This window comes from Burkholderia sp. E168m15, assembly GCF_016586105.1.
GTDB lineage: Bacteria > Pseudomonadota > Gammaproteobacteria > Burkholderiales > Burkholderiaceae > Burkholderia > Burkholderia orbicola.
The window spans coordinates 42,909-57,422 of the sequence record NZ_BCPO01000096.1 but is presented as its reverse complement, the minus strand read 5'-3'; the positions used below and the strand labels follow the sequence as shown (position 1 = coordinate 57,422).

12 protein-coding genes are annotated in these 14,514 nt (G+C 66.7%); 9 read left to right on the top strand and 3 right to left on the bottom strand.

The annotated features are described in order from the left end of the window. The 7 genes from JMF86_RS16340 to JMF86_RS16310 all read left to right on the top strand — a co-directional run. Positions 1 to 2,338, top strand: a 2,338-nt coding sequence (locus JMF86_RS16340; protein ID WP_201317075.1) for a YadA family autotransporter adhesin, incomplete at its 5' end; no start/stop codon positions are given. A gap of 120 nt (positions 2,339 to 2,458) precedes the next feature. Next, positions 2,459 to 3,124 (top strand): OmpA family protein, encoded by a 666-nt coding sequence (locus JMF86_RS16335; protein ID WP_011546965.1) that lies wholly within the window; start codon positions 2,459 to 2,461, stop codon positions 3,122 to 3,124. Between the two features lie 400 nt (positions 3,125 to 3,524). Further along, entirely contained in the window at positions 3,525 to 4,670 is a 1,146-nt protein-coding gene (locus JMF86_RS16330) for a DUF2827 domain-containing protein (RefSeq protein ID WP_006480560.1), read from the top strand. A gap of 14 nt (positions 4,671 to 4,684) precedes the next feature. Next, the gene (locus JMF86_RS16325; protein ID WP_011546964.1) at positions 4,685 to 5,839 is read left to right on the top strand and encodes a DUF2827 domain-containing protein; all 1,155 of its coding nucleotides are present in this window, start codon (positions 4,685 to 4,687) and stop codon (positions 5,837 to 5,839) included. Between the two features lie 26 nt (positions 5,840 to 5,865). Then, entirely contained in the window at positions 5,866 to 6,333 is a 468-nt protein-coding gene (locus JMF86_RS16320) for a DUF4019 domain-containing protein (protein ID WP_011546963.1), read from the top strand. A 33-nt stretch (positions 6,334 to 6,366) separates the two neighbouring features. Beyond that, complete coding sequence (locus JMF86_RS16315) at positions 6,367 to 7,503, top strand: DUF2827 family protein (protein WP_011546962.1); 1,137 nt, start codon at positions 6,367 to 6,369, stop codon at positions 7,501 to 7,503. Between the two features lie 24 nt (positions 7,504 to 7,527). Next, on the top strand, positions 7,528 to 9,501 hold the full coding sequence (locus tag JMF86_RS16310) for an FkbM family methyltransferase (RefSeq protein WP_011546961.1): 1,974 nt from the start codon (positions 7,528 to 7,530) through the stop codon (positions 9,499 to 9,501). A gap of 57 nt (positions 9,502 to 9,558) precedes the next feature. Here the strand turns inward: JMF86_RS16310 and JMF86_RS16305 are convergent, their stop codons facing one another. Together JMF86_RS16305 and JMF86_RS16300 are read right to left on the bottom strand one after the other, a co-directional pair. After that, on the bottom strand, positions 9,559 to 9,975 hold the full coding sequence (locus JMF86_RS16305) for a hypothetical protein (protein WP_041489353.1): 417 nt from the start codon (positions 9,973 to 9,975) through the stop codon (positions 9,559 to 9,561). 71 nt (positions 9,976 to 10,046) lie between these two features. Then, a complete protein-coding gene (locus tag JMF86_RS16300) occupies positions 10,047 to 10,850 on the bottom strand; it encodes an EAL domain-containing protein (RefSeq protein WP_011694853.1) in 804 nt (267 codons plus the stop codon). A 198-nt stretch (positions 10,851 to 11,048) separates the two neighbouring features. Here JMF86_RS16300 and JMF86_RS16295 point away from each other — a divergent pair, with 198 nt between their 5' ends. Further along, positions 11,049 to 11,423 carry a hypothetical protein gene (locus JMF86_RS16295; RefSeq protein WP_011546958.1) on the top strand — a complete coding sequence of 125 codons (375 nt, stop codon included), beginning with the start codon at positions 11,049 to 11,051 and terminating at the stop codon, positions 11,421 to 11,423. A gap of 214 nt (positions 11,424 to 11,637) precedes the next feature. Here the strand turns inward: JMF86_RS16295 and JMF86_RS16290 are convergent, their stop codons facing one another. Continuing rightward, complete coding sequence (locus tag JMF86_RS16290) at positions 11,638 to 12,780, bottom strand: DUF2827 domain-containing protein (RefSeq protein ID WP_011546957.1); 1,143 nt, start codon at positions 12,778 to 12,780, stop codon at positions 11,638 to 11,640. Between the two features lie 407 nt (positions 12,781 to 13,187). On the opposite strand from JMF86_RS16290, the gene JMF86_RS16285 reads away from it, so the two are divergent. Next, positions 13,188 to 14,507, top strand: coding sequence for a galactosyl transferase GMA12/MNN10 domain protein (locus tag JMF86_RS16285; protein ID WP_171984326.1), 1,320 nt, complete (start codon positions 13,188 to 13,190; stop codon positions 14,505 to 14,507). Positions 14,508 to 14,514: the final 7 nt, after the last annotated feature.

Genomic DNA, 14,514 nt, shown 5'->3' with positions numbered 1-14,514 from the left:
GACCTCGACCTCGACGGGTCTGTCCTCGGCTAACAGCTCGATCGATTCGCTGTCGACATCGACCTCGACCGGCCTGTCGTCGGCTAACAGCTCGATCACCTCGCTCTCGACTTCGACCTCGACGGGCCTGTCCTCGGCTAATAGCTCGATCACTTCGCTGTCGACCTCGACTTCGACGGGCCTGTCGTCGGCTAACAGTTCGATCACTTCGCTCTCGACCTCGACTTCGACGGGCTTGTCGTCGGCCAACAGTTCGATCACTTCGCTCTCGACCTCGACTTCGACGGGCTTGTCGTCGGCCAACAGTTCGATCACGTCGCTGTCGACCTCGACCTCGACGGGCCTGTCGTCGGCCACGAGCTCCATCGGTTCGCTGTCCACCGGCCTGAGTTCGACCAACAGCTCGGTTACCTCGCTGTCCACGTCGGCTTCGACGGGTCTGTCGTCCGCGAACAGCTCGATCAGCTCCCTGTCGACCTCGACCTCGACGGGCTTGTCGTCGGCCACCAGCTCGATCACCTCGCTGTCGACTTCGACTTCGACCGGCATCAGCTCGCTGTCCACCGGCTTGAGCAGCACGGACAGCACGATCCTGTCGCTGTCCACCTCGACCTCGACCGGCATCGGCTCGCTGTCTACCGGCCTGAGCAGCACGAACAGCTCGGTGTCGTCGCTGTCGACCTCGACCTCGACCGCGATCAACGCCGCGAAGACGCACTACTACAGCGTCAACGACAACGGCGTGCAGCAAGCCAACTACGCCAACGACGGCGCCACGGGCACCAACGCCCTCGCCGCCGGCGTGAACGCCAGCGCGGCGGGCGCGAGCAGCGTGGCAGTCGGCGACGGCTCGAACGCGCAGACGGCAGGCGCGGTCGCGATCGGCCAGAACGCCTCGGCAACGGGCGGCAAGGCGGTATCGATCGGCTCCGGCAACACGGCGTCGGGCGACGGCGCGGTCGCGATCGGTGACCCGAACGTGGCGACGGGCACCGGCGCCGTGGCGATGGGTGCGAACAACACGGCGACCGGCGACGGCGCGGTGTCCCTCGGCAACCAGAACACGGCAACCGGCGCCAGCGCGCTGGCCCTCGGCAGCTCGAACCAGGCCACCGCGGACAACACGATCGCGCTGGGCAGCCAGGCCACGGCCGGCGCCACCGGCGCACAGGCCTACGGCTCGGCCGCCAAGGCCACGGCCGCCGACGCGCTCGCCTTCGGCACGAACGCGCAAGCGAACGTCGCGAACTCGATCGCACTCGGCGCGAACTCGGTCACGGCCGCGGCGGTCGGCACCTCGAGCGCCACGATCGGCGGCGTCACGTACCCGTTCGCGGGCGGCTCGCCGGTCGGCGTGGTGAGCGTCGGCGCACCGGGCCAGGAACGCCAGATCACGAACGTCGCCGCCGGCCGGATCTCGGCCACGAGCACGGACGCGATCAACGGCAGCCAGCTGAACGCGACGAACAACGCGATCAACACGCTGTCGACGTCCACCGCGTCGAACGTCGCATCCCTGTCGACCGGCATCAACTCGCTGTCGACCGGCCTGAGCACGACGAACAGCAACGTGGCCTCGCTGTCCACGTCAACCTCGACCGCGATCAACTCGCTGTCGACGGGCCTCAGCACGACGAACAACAACGTCAACTCGCTGTCGACGTCGACTTCGACCGGCATCGGTTCGCTGTCCACCGGCCTGAGCACGACGAACAGCAACGTGGCGTCGCTGTCGACCGGCGTGACGAACATCAACAACCAGTTGAACCAGCTGTCGACGACGCTCAACAACAACACGACGCGTGCGGCGAACAACAACGGCGTCGCCGCCGACCTGAACGGCAAGGGCAACGACCTTCCGGTGGTCACGGCCGGCTCGAACTCGGTGGCGATCGGCGCGGGTTCGAACGACGGCGGCCGCTCGAACGTGGTGTCGGTCGGCAGCGACACGCAGCAGCGCCAGATCACGAACGTCGCGCCGGGTACGCAAGGCACCGACGCGGTGAACGTGAACCAGCTGACGCAGGTGCAGACGACGCTGTCGACGGCACTGTCGGGCCAGCAGGCGCAGATCAACTCGCTGGGTTCGCAACTGCAGCAGACCGACCAGATGGCGAAGCAGGGTATCGCGGCCGTCGGCGCGATGGCGTCGATTCCGCAGCTCGATCGCGACGCCAACTTCGGGATGGGCGTGGGCACGTCGACCTTCCTCGGCCAGAAGGCGATGGCGGTCAACATGCAGGCGCGCATCACGGAGAACCTGAAGGCGTCGATCAACGGCGGTTTCAGCGGCGGTCAGAAGGTGATCGGCGCCGGCATGCTGTATCAGTGGAAGTAACGCGTCGCGCCGCCCGGCCGCCCGGCTAGCCAGCCGGACGGCCCGCGGCCCGACGGCAGGACGAGCCCGCTGCGCACCGCGCGGCGGGCCTCGGTCAACCCAAGCTTTAAGGACGTCACCGTGAACAAACTCGCTCTTGCGCTCGCGCTTTCCGCAACGGCCCTCGCCGCGTGCTCGACCGCATCCGGCCCGACCTTCAGCGCCTCCGAACTGCAGCCGCGCGACGGCGTGCGCACCTTCCAGGTGGACTGCCACGGCCTGCTGTCCGGCCCGCAGACCTGCATGAAGGCCGCCCGCAAGATCTGCGGCGACGAGCCCGTGCGCGCCGTCGACTCGGCCCGCGCGCTGCGCGACAAATCCGATCCGGCCACGCTGGTCTTCCAGTGCGGCGCCGCACCGGCCGAAGCGGCTTCGGCCGCCACACCCGCACCCGCCGCCGTGATCGAACGCGTGAACCTGTCCGGCGACGCACTGTTCGCCACCGACCACGCGACGCTCGCACCGACCGCGCGCGAATCGCTGGACCGGCTGCTGAGCGAGCGCGCCGACCGCACGTATTCGCAAGTGACGGTCACCGGCTTCACCGACTCGGTGGGCAGCGACGACTACAACCTCGCGCTGTCGAAGCGCCGCGCCGAATCGGTCGCCGCCTATCTGAAGGCGCACGGGCTGAAGACCGACTCGATCACCGTGTCGGGCCGCGGCAAGGCCGATCCGGTCGCGTCCAACGCGACGCCGGAAGGCCGCGCCAGCAACCGCCGCGTCGAAATCCGGCTGCAGCACTGAGCCGTCCGCGGCCGCCCATGCGGCCGCGCGATCCGGCAGGCCAGCCGCGCCACGCCGGCACGCCACGGGACGCCGCGGGACGACCGGGCGCCGCAACGCCTGCGCCCGCTTCCGTTGGCCGGCGGCTATGTCAAAGTTCGTCACGTCCTGCCAAAACCGGCGGTTTCCATGCCACAATCGCCGCAGACAGTCGCCGGGGCAGCCCGCCCGACGCGCGCCGTCCCAGGCGTGCCCGGCGACACGCCGGAATCCGGCTGCCGCCTTCGCGAATCCCGTCGCCCGGTTCGCGCGCCGCGGTGCCACCGGCGCGAATCCAACCATGACGATCCACGGCGCGCCGCTGCCGGCCAGACGCTCGACGCGATGCCCGGACGCACGACGCCGCAGAGGAAACCAACCGGTGACGGACATCAATGAAGCCGCCGCGGGCGGCACTCGCAAGCAACGGCCGGCGGTCGGCATCTCGCTGTTTGCGCGCGACGGCCAGGCGATCTGGGAAAACGGCATTCACCAGAACATCGCGTTCCTCGCGATGATGCTCAAGCGCTCGGATCGCGTCGGTCCCGTCTATTTCCTGAACGGCGGCGACGCCAACGCGCTGCCCGCCGGCCTCGAACTCGACGGCCTCGACATCCCGCTCGTGAAACCCGCCGACGTCACGCACGAACTCGACGTCGTGATCGAAATGGGCGCGCAGTTGCCGGTCGAATGGCTCAGGCACATGAAAGCGCTCGGCAAGAAGATCGCCGCGTTCTTCTGCGGGCACGTGTATGCGGGCCTGTGCGAAACGCCGATCTTCGGGAAGCCGTCGGGGCACGTGTTCAACGGCGCACCGTTCGACGAAGTGTGGCTGCTGCCGCAATACGACAAGACCGCCGCGCCGATGCTGCGGACGATCCTGCGCGCGCCCGTCCACCTGATGCCGCACATCTGGTCGCCGTACTTCCTCGAGCGCCGCGTGGCCACGCTGGCCGACGAAGGCGCGACGTTCGGCTATCAGCCCGGCCAGCGGCCGTGGAAGCTCGCGATGCTCGAGCCGAACATCTCGGTCGCGAAGTCCTGCCACTACCCGATGCTCGCGTGCGACGCGTTCTACCGCGCGCGGCCTGATGCGGTGCAACACATGTTCGTCGTCAACTCGATGCACATGAAGGAACATCCGACCTTCGTGCACTTCGCGAACAGCCTCGATCTCGTGCGCCAGCACAAGGCGACGTTCGAGCCGCGACTCGACCTGCCGGGCTTCATGGCGCGTCACGCGGATGCGGTCGTGTCGCACCACTGGGAAAACGGGCAGAACTATCTGTATTACGACGTGCTGTACGGCGGCTATCCGCTGATCCACAACTCGACGCTGATCGGCGACGCCGGCTATTACTACCCGGACTTCGACTCGGCTGCCGGCGGCCGCGCGCTGCTCGAAGCGTGGTTGCATCACGACGAACGCCTCGACGACTACCGCGCGAAAGCGGGCCGGCTGCTGCAGTCGGTCTCGATCGACAACCCCGCGAACCTCGACGCGTTCGTCTCGCGTCTGGTCGCCTGAACCGGAGCATACGCATGTCGGACTCCAATGCCCGTCAAGCGCCCGGCGAGGGCAAGCGTCTCGTCGTCGGCGTGTCGCTGTTCGTGCGCGGCGCCGGCCAGTCGCTGTGGGAAAACGGCATTTTCCAGAACTGCCTGCTGCTGATCCTGCTGCTGCGCCAGTCACCGCTCGTCGCGGATGCCGTGATGGTGAACGGCGGCGAACAGGTCGCCGATCCGCAGATGATGCTCGGCGAGTGGAACGTGCCGCTGCTGTCGATGGATGAAGCGCTCGAGCGCTGCGACGTGCTGATCGAAATGAGCGCGCAGTTCGGCGCGGACTACCTGCGCGCGTTTCGCGAACGCGGCGGCAAGGTGGTCACGATGCGGGTCGGCAACGACTACGTGATCGACATCGAGCGCGCGATGTTCGACAAGCCGTCGGGCTTCCTGTTCTCGGGCGCGCCGTACGACGCGGTGTGGACGATCCCCGAGTTCGAGCGCTCGTGCCTGCACTACTACCAGACGGGCCTGCGCGCGCCGGTCACGATCGTCCCGCACATCTGGCATCCGATGCTGTTCGACAAGGCGCGCGCGACGCTCGGCGCCGGTTTGTCGTTCGGCTATCAACCGGCCAAGCCGCGCTGGCGCGTGACGATGTTCGAGCCGAACATCTGCATGGTGAAGACGAGCATCATTCCGATGCTCGTGACCGAGGAAGCGTATCGCGCGAAGCCCGAGTTCCTCGAGTTCGTGCGCGTGTGCAACACGATTCACCTGAAGGAACATCCGACGTTCGTGCACTTCGCGAAGAGCCTCGACATCGTGAACCACGGCATCACGACGTTCGAAAGCCGCTATGCGGTGTACGAGTTCATGGCCGCGTACGGCGATGCGGTGGTGTCGCACACGTGGGAGAACGCGCAGAACTACCTGTACTACGAGCTGCTGTACGGCGACTATCCGCTGATCCACAACTCGCCGTTCCTCGGCAAGGCCGGGTATTTCTATCCGGACTTCGACTGCCAGGCGGGCGGCCGCGCGCTGCTGCAGGCGTTCGCCGAGCACGACGCGAACCTCGACGCGTATCGCGAGCAGTCGAAGCACGTGCTCGACTCGGTCAGCATCTACAACCCCGAGAACGTCGCGGCCTATACGGACGCGATCGCCACCCTCTATCGCGACGCGTGACGCGCCGCCCTTTCCGGACCCTGACCATGAACGCACGCTCGACCCTCACCCGCGCAAAATGGCTGATCGGCTGCGCCGCCGCATCGATCGCGATCGGCGCGCACGCGCAAGCCGCCGGCGAATCGGCCGACACGCTGCTGCGCGACTCCGATGCGGTGTTCAAGCAGCTCGACGCCGGCCAGTACGGGGCGGTATGGAGCGACGCCGCGCCGTTCGTCAAGGCGCGCTTCAAGCAGGATCAGTTCGCCGCGCAGATGCAGCAGGCACGCCAGTCGGTCGGCGCGGTCGGCCATCGCGGCTGGGCGCAGGTCACGCGCATCCGCTACGAGCGGACGACCGGAATGCCCGACGGGCTCTATGCGAACGTCGATTACGCGACGACGCTCACGAGCGGCGCCACGATGTTCGAGAAGCTGAGCTTCCGCCTCGAAACCGACGGCCGCTGGCATCTGACGGGCTACGTGCCGCGTCAGACGCAAAGCGCCGCGCAGTAAGCCACGCACTGCCCGCCCCACGGAGCCGATCCGATGAAACTCAATGTCGCGATAACGATGAACGTGCAGCGCGACGCGACGCAGTCGATCTGGTACAACGGCGCGAACCAGCATTGCGTGTACCTGTACATGCTGCTGAAGCAGTCGCCTTTGATCGGCGAGGTCTGGCTCGCGCACGACGACGGCATCACCGAGTATCCGCAGGCGCTGATGATGGACGCGTTCGGCGACGCGCTGCGGCCGCTGTCGGCCGTCGTTCACCAGACCGACCTGCTGATCGAGATGAACGCGTTCATCGACCCGTCGCACACGGACGTCATGCGCCAGCGCGGCGGCAAGTGCGTGTCGTATCGCTTCGGCAACGACTACGTGATCGCGGTCGAGACGATCAACTTCGAGAAGAACGACTGGCGGCCGAACCCGCACCGCGTGCAGTTCGACGAGATCTGGACCAATCCGCAGCACATGCACACGTGCGCCGCGTATTTCCAGGCCGTGTACCGTGCCCCGGTGATCGAGCTGCCACATATCTGGTCGCCGTATTTCATCGAGCGCAGCCTCGACGCCGATCCTGAACTGAAGGCCCGCTTCGGCTATCGCAACCACGGCCCGGCCAAGCGCATCGCGTTCTTCGAGCCGAACCTGAACGTCGTGAAGAGCGCGATCGTGCCGATGCTCGCCGCGAACGCGTGCTACGTCGAGCATCCGGAGCTCGTCGAGCACGTGTACATGACCAACACGTTCGACAAGAAGGAAAACGTCGCCTTCAAGCATCTCGCGCTCGGGCTCGAGATGGTGCGCGACGGCAAGGCCACCGCCGACGTGCGCGCGCCGTTCGTCGCATGGGCCGCGCATCACACCGACATCGTGGTGTCGCACCACTGGGAAAACGGCCTGAACTACCTGCTGTACGACGCGCTGTACGGCAACTATCCGCTCGTGCACAACTCGCCGTTCCTGCGCGACGTCGGCTACTACTATCCGGACTTCGAGATCTTCGATGCGGCGCGCGCGATCGCGACCGCTGCGCAGACGCACGACGCGCGGCTCGACGACTACGCGGCCGCCGCCCGCCGCTGCCTGCATCAGGTCGACACGCTCGCCGAGCACAACGTGCGCGCGTATTCCTCGCAGATTCAGCATCTGTTCGCCGACCGCCCGCTCAGCTGATTGCCTTCGCACGCGCCCCAGCCCATGAATCAGACCGTCCGCAATTTCGTCGTGATCGATTCGATCCACGGCCCGTTCGTCATCAACCGGCATTGCGCGTTGCAGGCCGAGGCGCTGATCAAGACCGGCCGGCCGCATATCCAGGGCGAACTCGACACGATCCTGCAGGTGATCGACCAGTTGCCCGACGGCGCGATCGCGGTGGACGGCGGCGCGAACGCGGGGCTGGTGTGCGTGCCGATCGCGCACCGGCTACGCGAGCGCGGCGGCCGCGTCTATGCGTTCGAGCCGCAACGCACGCTGTTTCACGCGCTCGGCGGCACCGTCGCGCTCAACCAGCTCGACAATCTCCATCTGCTGAACATGGGGCTGGCCGCCGCCAACGGCACGATGAAAGTGCCCGACGTCGACTACGGACAGGATGCCGACTTCGGGCAGGTCTCGCTCGTCGATGCGCAAGCCTCCGGCGGCACGCCGACGCCGGTCGTCCGGCTCGATTCGCTTGGCCTGCCGCGGCTGGATTTCCTGAAACTCGACATCGAAGGAATGGAGATCGACGCGCTGCGCGGCGCGCGGCGGCTGATCGAGACGCATCTGCCGTGGTGCTGGATCGAATACTGGAAAGTCGGCGAGGCGCGGATCATCGACACGTTCGCCGGTCTCGACTACACGTTCTACCGGATCGACGGGCTGAACATGCTGTGCGTGCCGAACCCGCGCTGGGACCGGCAGCGCCTGTTCATCACCGGCGAACCGCTCGCCGTCGGCTCGACGGCCGAACGCGGCACGGATTCCGCGACGGCCGCGCCCACCGACGCCGACGCCCCCGAAACGAACTGGAACCGCGCGCTCGACCACGAATCGCGCGGCGAGTGGGGGCATGCGATCGACCGCTGGCAACACGCACGCGGCCGCGGGCTCGACGACGATGCGATCGCGCTACAGCTCGCGTCGTGCTACGGCTTTGCCGGCACACCCGAGGCCGGCCTCGCGGCGCTCGACCATTTCGGCGATCCGGCCGCGCTGCCCGACGCGGCGCGCGGGCGCATCCAGCTGGCGCGCTCGGCACTGCTGCTGCGCGCCGGCCGGCGCGACGAGGCCGCACGCGCGACCATCGACAGCGAAAACGTGCTGACGGCCGCGCAATTCGGGCTGCCGACGGAACGGCTCTACCAGGGTCAGCCGCTGCACGGCAAGCGGCTGCTGATCCTCAGCTACGGCGGGGTCGGCGATCAGCTTCAGTACGCGCGCTATCTGCATGCGCTCGACGCGCTCGGCTGCGCCGGCGTGACCGTGATCGTACCCGACGCGCTGACGGGCCTGCTGCGCGAGACGTTCCCGCGCATCGAATTCGTCGGCGCGCACGGCGCGTGGGTCGACACGTCGCAGCTCGCCCACGACTACTGGTGCTCGTTCCTGATGCTCGCCGCGCTGTTCGGTTACGCGCCGACGCCGGAAGGCATGCCGGCCCCGTACCTGACGTGCCCGCCCGCGCATGCGGCCGCGTGGCGCGAGCGCGTATCGCACGACGGCCATGCACCCGGCACGCGTCGCATCGGGCTGAACTGGCGCGGACGCGACGAAAGCGATGCGCGCTTCCATCGTGCGGCCAGCCTGCGCGATTTCGCGCCGCTCGCGCGGATGCACGGCTACGCCGCGTACTGTCTCAATCGCGATCTGTCCGCGCAATCCGAGCAATCGGACCTGCCGGTCACCTTCCCGCATCACGCGATCGGCGATTTCGGCGATCTTGCCGCGCTGATGCTCGCGATGGACGCCGTCGTGACCACCTGCACCGCCCACATCCATCTCGCCGGCGCACTCGGCGTGCCGGCCGTGCTGCTGCTCAGCCCGAAAGCGGACGCGCGCTGGGAAACCGGCTCGCGCACCGCGCTCTACCCCGGCATCCGGATCGTGCGCGCCGCGCACGTCGGTCGATGGGACGATGCGATCGACCGCGCGATGGCGCTGGTGCTCGGCGGTTTCGGGAAGGATTGAGATTCGACGGCCGCGCGAGCGGGCCGCGGTACCGGGCCCGCACCCGCGCCGGTTGCGTTACACCAGCACCCGATCGCCGCTTTGCGCGGCGAACGCGCGGCCATGCCGCCGCCCCATGCGCGCCAGCAGCACGAAGCAACGGGCCGCTGGCCGGCCTGCGCCGCCCGATTGCCTGACGAGGCTGTCGGATACGCCGCGCGCGATCGCCGACTCGTCGCCGCACGCACCGGCGATGACGCCCGCGTAATAGTGCCGGGCCGCCAGCTCGCGGCCGCCCGCGTCGAGCGGGCTCATCCGCTGAATGCGGCGCGCGACGGTCGTCAGACCATCGAGATAGGGCGCGACATCGATCGGCGCATCGGTCGACTCGGCGCCCAGTTGCCACAGCATGTCGGCCAGCTCGGCGAGCGCGACCAGGTCGCGCACATCGGTCGCCTGCGTGCCCGTTCCGCCTCCGGCTTTCGTCCCCGCCATGCCCACGTCCCCTTTGCGATTCGTCCCAACCGCGACACGCACCCGGCGCGCCGCCCTGCCCGCTTCAGCACTCACGCCGCCGCCGGCGACCGCCATGAAAAGCGGATGCCCTGCGCCCACGCGACGCCGGCATCCACGATGATCTGCCGGTCGGTCTCGCTTTCCACGCCTTCGACGACGACGTGCCGCGCCCCTTCATGCGCAAATGCGATCAGCCGGCGAAACTGGTAACGCCCGATCGCGTTGCGCTTGATCAGCGACAGGACCGACCGGTCGAGCTTCACGATGTCGGGGTTGCCGACCACCAGATTGTTCAACGCGCTGAAACCGACGCCGAAATCGTCGATCGCGATCCGGCATCCGGCTTGCCGGAAGCGGTTCACGAACGACCGGCCCGCGACGGGGTTCAGCGGCCCCGTCTCCGTGATCTCGATCACCAGCCGCGCCGCCACCGACGGCTCGCGCTCGAGCCGCCTGAAAATCGCCAGCCACGCGTCGTCGACCACCGCGCTTGCCGCCGCGACGTTGCAACCGTACACGGCAGCCGGATCGGCGCGCAGCGCATCGATCGTGCGGCCGACCACCAGCCGGTCGAACCAGCGCATCAGTCCAAGCGCTTCCAGCCGCGGCAGGAAGGCGAGCGGCGGCAGTGCATCGCGCTCGCCCCACCGCAGCCGCGCGAGGCATTCCTGGTACAGCACGCCACCCGACAGGTCGGCGCGGCACACGGGCTCGTGCGCGAATCCGAGCCGGCTTTCGACGAAACTGCGTACCGACGCAAGATCGCGATGATCGTCCGGCGCGCCGAACACGAGATCGATTTCGTCGCGATTCGTTTTCCGATTCGCCTCCTGGCGAGCTTCGACCGCATTCATCCGGCGCTCCGGCAAATGGCGAGCCGCCGATCACGGCTCGACCTCAATACATATGCGGAACGAGCCCACCTCGACGCGCTCCGCCGCCTACCCGGCCCATCCTGTCATGTCGATTTTTTCCGGGGGCGTACTGTTCGCTTCGGCGCGCCGTCAAATTCGATATTTTTACGATATTCGGTTACTTGAAATACACCATGCGTGCGCGATGCCGACAGTGCGACAGGTTACACAACGCAAATTACGAAAACCATCAATCCGAATCGTTTATCTTTTTCATCTAAACAGTTTTATCTGAATCACCCCCTCCCGGATTTGCTGGTCGCGCGAAGCGGGATATCGCCAATTGATCAGATAAATACCACACCGCAAAGTGCCGTACGCATTCGACATGCCGGGTTGAAACACCGGCCCTCCACACATGCCGTCACCTGCGGAAAACCTGCTGCCGCGCGTGATTCGATCACCGCAGCATTCAATTTTCTCGTTTCAAACGATATTATGAAATTCCGAAACGGAATCAAGCCTCATTTAATCAATAATACCAACTTCAATTATATGAAGATTATAAATTGAACCATATTTAACAATCTTTCCGACTTGTTAACCTATAAACTTGTTTTTGACGGACTTCCCTCGGAGCCGTCAATTTCGTGCCTTCCAAAACCGTCGAGCTCATCGGGTTCGGCGGTTTCTTTTTTAACGGCATGATTTCGTCAGACATGAGGGCGGGACAAACCCGACGGCGGCCGGCGGCGCACCGAACGTGCGCCGCGGAACATCGACCTCATCAGGCGACCGTCGCGCCGATCAGGTTCGCGAGCAGCGCGTCGTACTCGGCGACGAGCGCCGGATTCGCCGACGTGTAACGGCCGAGAATTTCGCGCTGGCGCCGCGCATACCCTTGCCAGTCGTCGTCGTGCGTGTGCAGCGCGCGCAGCAGCGCATCGGCGCCCTGCTGCACGTCGTTGTCCGGATAGTAGTAGCCGAGATCGGGCGCGAGGCTCGCGTTGTGCACGAGCGGATAGCCCTGCCAGCACACGTCGAAATAGAAATAGTTCAGCGGGTTCGACCATTGGTGCGACACGACGATATCGGTCAGGTCAGCCAGGAACAGCGGCGTATCGAAGCGCCCGACGAAGCTGGCCTTGCCCGCGCGCACGATGTCCAGGTAGTTCATCAGCATCACGAACTCGGGGCTGTCGTGCGCGAGGCGATCGGCGTTCGTCACGTGCGTGAAGCAGATCGCGTCGGGGTCGCGGCGATACGCTTCGTCGATGATCAGCATCGGATACACGCAGAACTTCACGACGTCGTGGTTCGGCTCCATCACCGTGAGCCGCTTGCCGGGCTCGCTGCGCGGCCGGTATTCGCCGTGCTCGGGCAGCGACCGCGCGCGTTCGGTGAGGAACATCGGGTCCCACACGAACGGCACGACACGCCCCGGGCAGCGGCGCAGCGACTGCAGGAACGGCAGCGACGACGGCGCGATCTGCGGAATCGCCCACACCTCGTCGTAGCCGCGGTTGATGAACAGCGAATCCCACAGCCGGCGGCCGAACAGCATCGACTCCATCGCGTTGATGTACTCGACGCCGCAGCAATAGCTGACCAGCTTCACGCCGCGCGCTTTCAGGTAGGCCGTCTGCTCGCCGTCGATCTGCCCGCCGAGTTCGATCACCACGTCGAGCGCGTCCTTCATGTCGGCGAACGCGCGCGTGTCGAACACGTTGCGATCCCACGGCAGGGCGTCGGTCAGCGGCACGTCGGTCGTGTTGACCAGCGTCACGCGGTAGCCGTGCGGCGACGCCATCAGCAGCTTCGCGAGGAACAGCGCGTTCTGCTTGATGCCGTTGATCCACAGGCTTTCGTCGGGGGCACGCAATCCGATCGTGATACCGATGCGCAGGCCGGTCAGGACAGGAGACGTCATCGTCGGCAGGATGGAAGGTTGAACGGGAATGGCATGGCGCAGTGTAGCGCTTGACGCGCCGCCCGCGTCAAGCGGCGGCGATCCGGCATTCTAGCGGAGCGCCGGCCGCACACTGTCAGGGATGGTCAGCGGCCGCCCCGGCCGGGCCAATCCGCCCGATCGTTATGCGATACTCGTGCCGCCCGGCGGCCGGCTTTCTCGGCGCGTTCGGGCGCGCAGCACACGACCTCGCCGCACCACGATCAAGACCAAGGCACACAAAGCATGGAACATGATGCCGCGCAAGGCTTCCAGACCCTCCACGACGAACCGGGGCGGCGCTCGCGGGTCAGCGTATCCGGATGGCGGGCCGAGCTGAAGCGCATCCCGCGGATCGTGTGCGCGCTTCCCGGCGTTCGGAGCGCGCGATGATCGTCCTCAGTCATTTCAGCCAGCACGCGCCAGCCAGCCTCGAGAACCACCGCTGGTACGCGCAGGGGCACGGCTATCGTCACGAGATCGTCGATGCATCCGGCATGCCGCAGGCGCTGCCGCTGCGCCCGCTGCATCGCTACGAATCTCTGCTGCACGTGCTGCGCGGCGCGCAACCCGACGAACTGGTGCTGCTGCTCAGCGAAGATGCGGCGATCATCGAGCCCGTCGCGCTCGACCGCCTGATGACTGGGCGCGACATGCTGCTGGTCGACGCGTTCGCGTCGCCGCTGCCGCAAGTCGACGTGCAGATCTGGCGCAACACGCCGGACGTGCGTGCGATCGTGATGCGGCTCGCGCAGCGCTGCAAGCTCGGCAGCGAGCCGAGGCTGACGTCGGAAGCCGCGCTGTTCGCGGAGCTCGATACGCATCGCTACATGACGCCGATCGACGGGCTGTATGCGGTCATGCCGTCCGGCCCCGACCTCGATCCGATGTGGAGCCGCGAGCCGACGTTCGCGATCAGCCTCGACGACACGCCGCACGATCCCGAACGCAAAGGCGCGACGCCGCGCTTTCGCGACACGCTCGTCGCGTACGTCAACCGATGCCGCGCCGCCGGCCGGCCGCTGTTCACGTTCGATCACGCGGCCGCAGCACCGGACGAAGCCGCCGAGCGCAGCACGTACAACCCCGGCCGGCCGATCGCATTGATGATGCTGTACACGCCGAACATCGGCAGCTATGCACGCGTCGCCGAACGGAATTTCCGGCGCTACTGCGACGCGCACGGCTACACGCTGTACGTGCATCGCGACATCCCCGCCGAGATCGGGCTGAACGCGACGGGCAACTGGTTCAAGCCGTGGCTGCTGCACGCCTACCTGCAGCACCATGAATGGGTCGTGTGGCTCGACGCCGACGTGCTGATCGCGAACCAGCAGCAACCGCTGGCGCCGCTGCTCGAAGGACGCGACTGGCTGCTCGCACAGGATATCGGCCAATGGGCGTTCAATTCCGGCGTGATGGCGTTTCGCCGCACCGAACGCAACGACGCGATGCTGCGCGACCTGATGACGACGATTGCCGCGCTGCACGACCGGTCGAGCGTCTATGCGAGCGACGGCGACCAGTTGCATTTCATTCGCGCGATGGAGCGCGACGGCCAGTTGCAACGCGAAGGCGTGACCGACCTCGTCAGCCTCAACACGCCGTGGCTGTTTCGCCGCGCGGACAGCTACATCGTGCATTACTACGGCATGTGGTCCGCGATGCGTGCGCTGATGATGGCGCATGACGACGGGCTGCTGCCCTGACACCAGC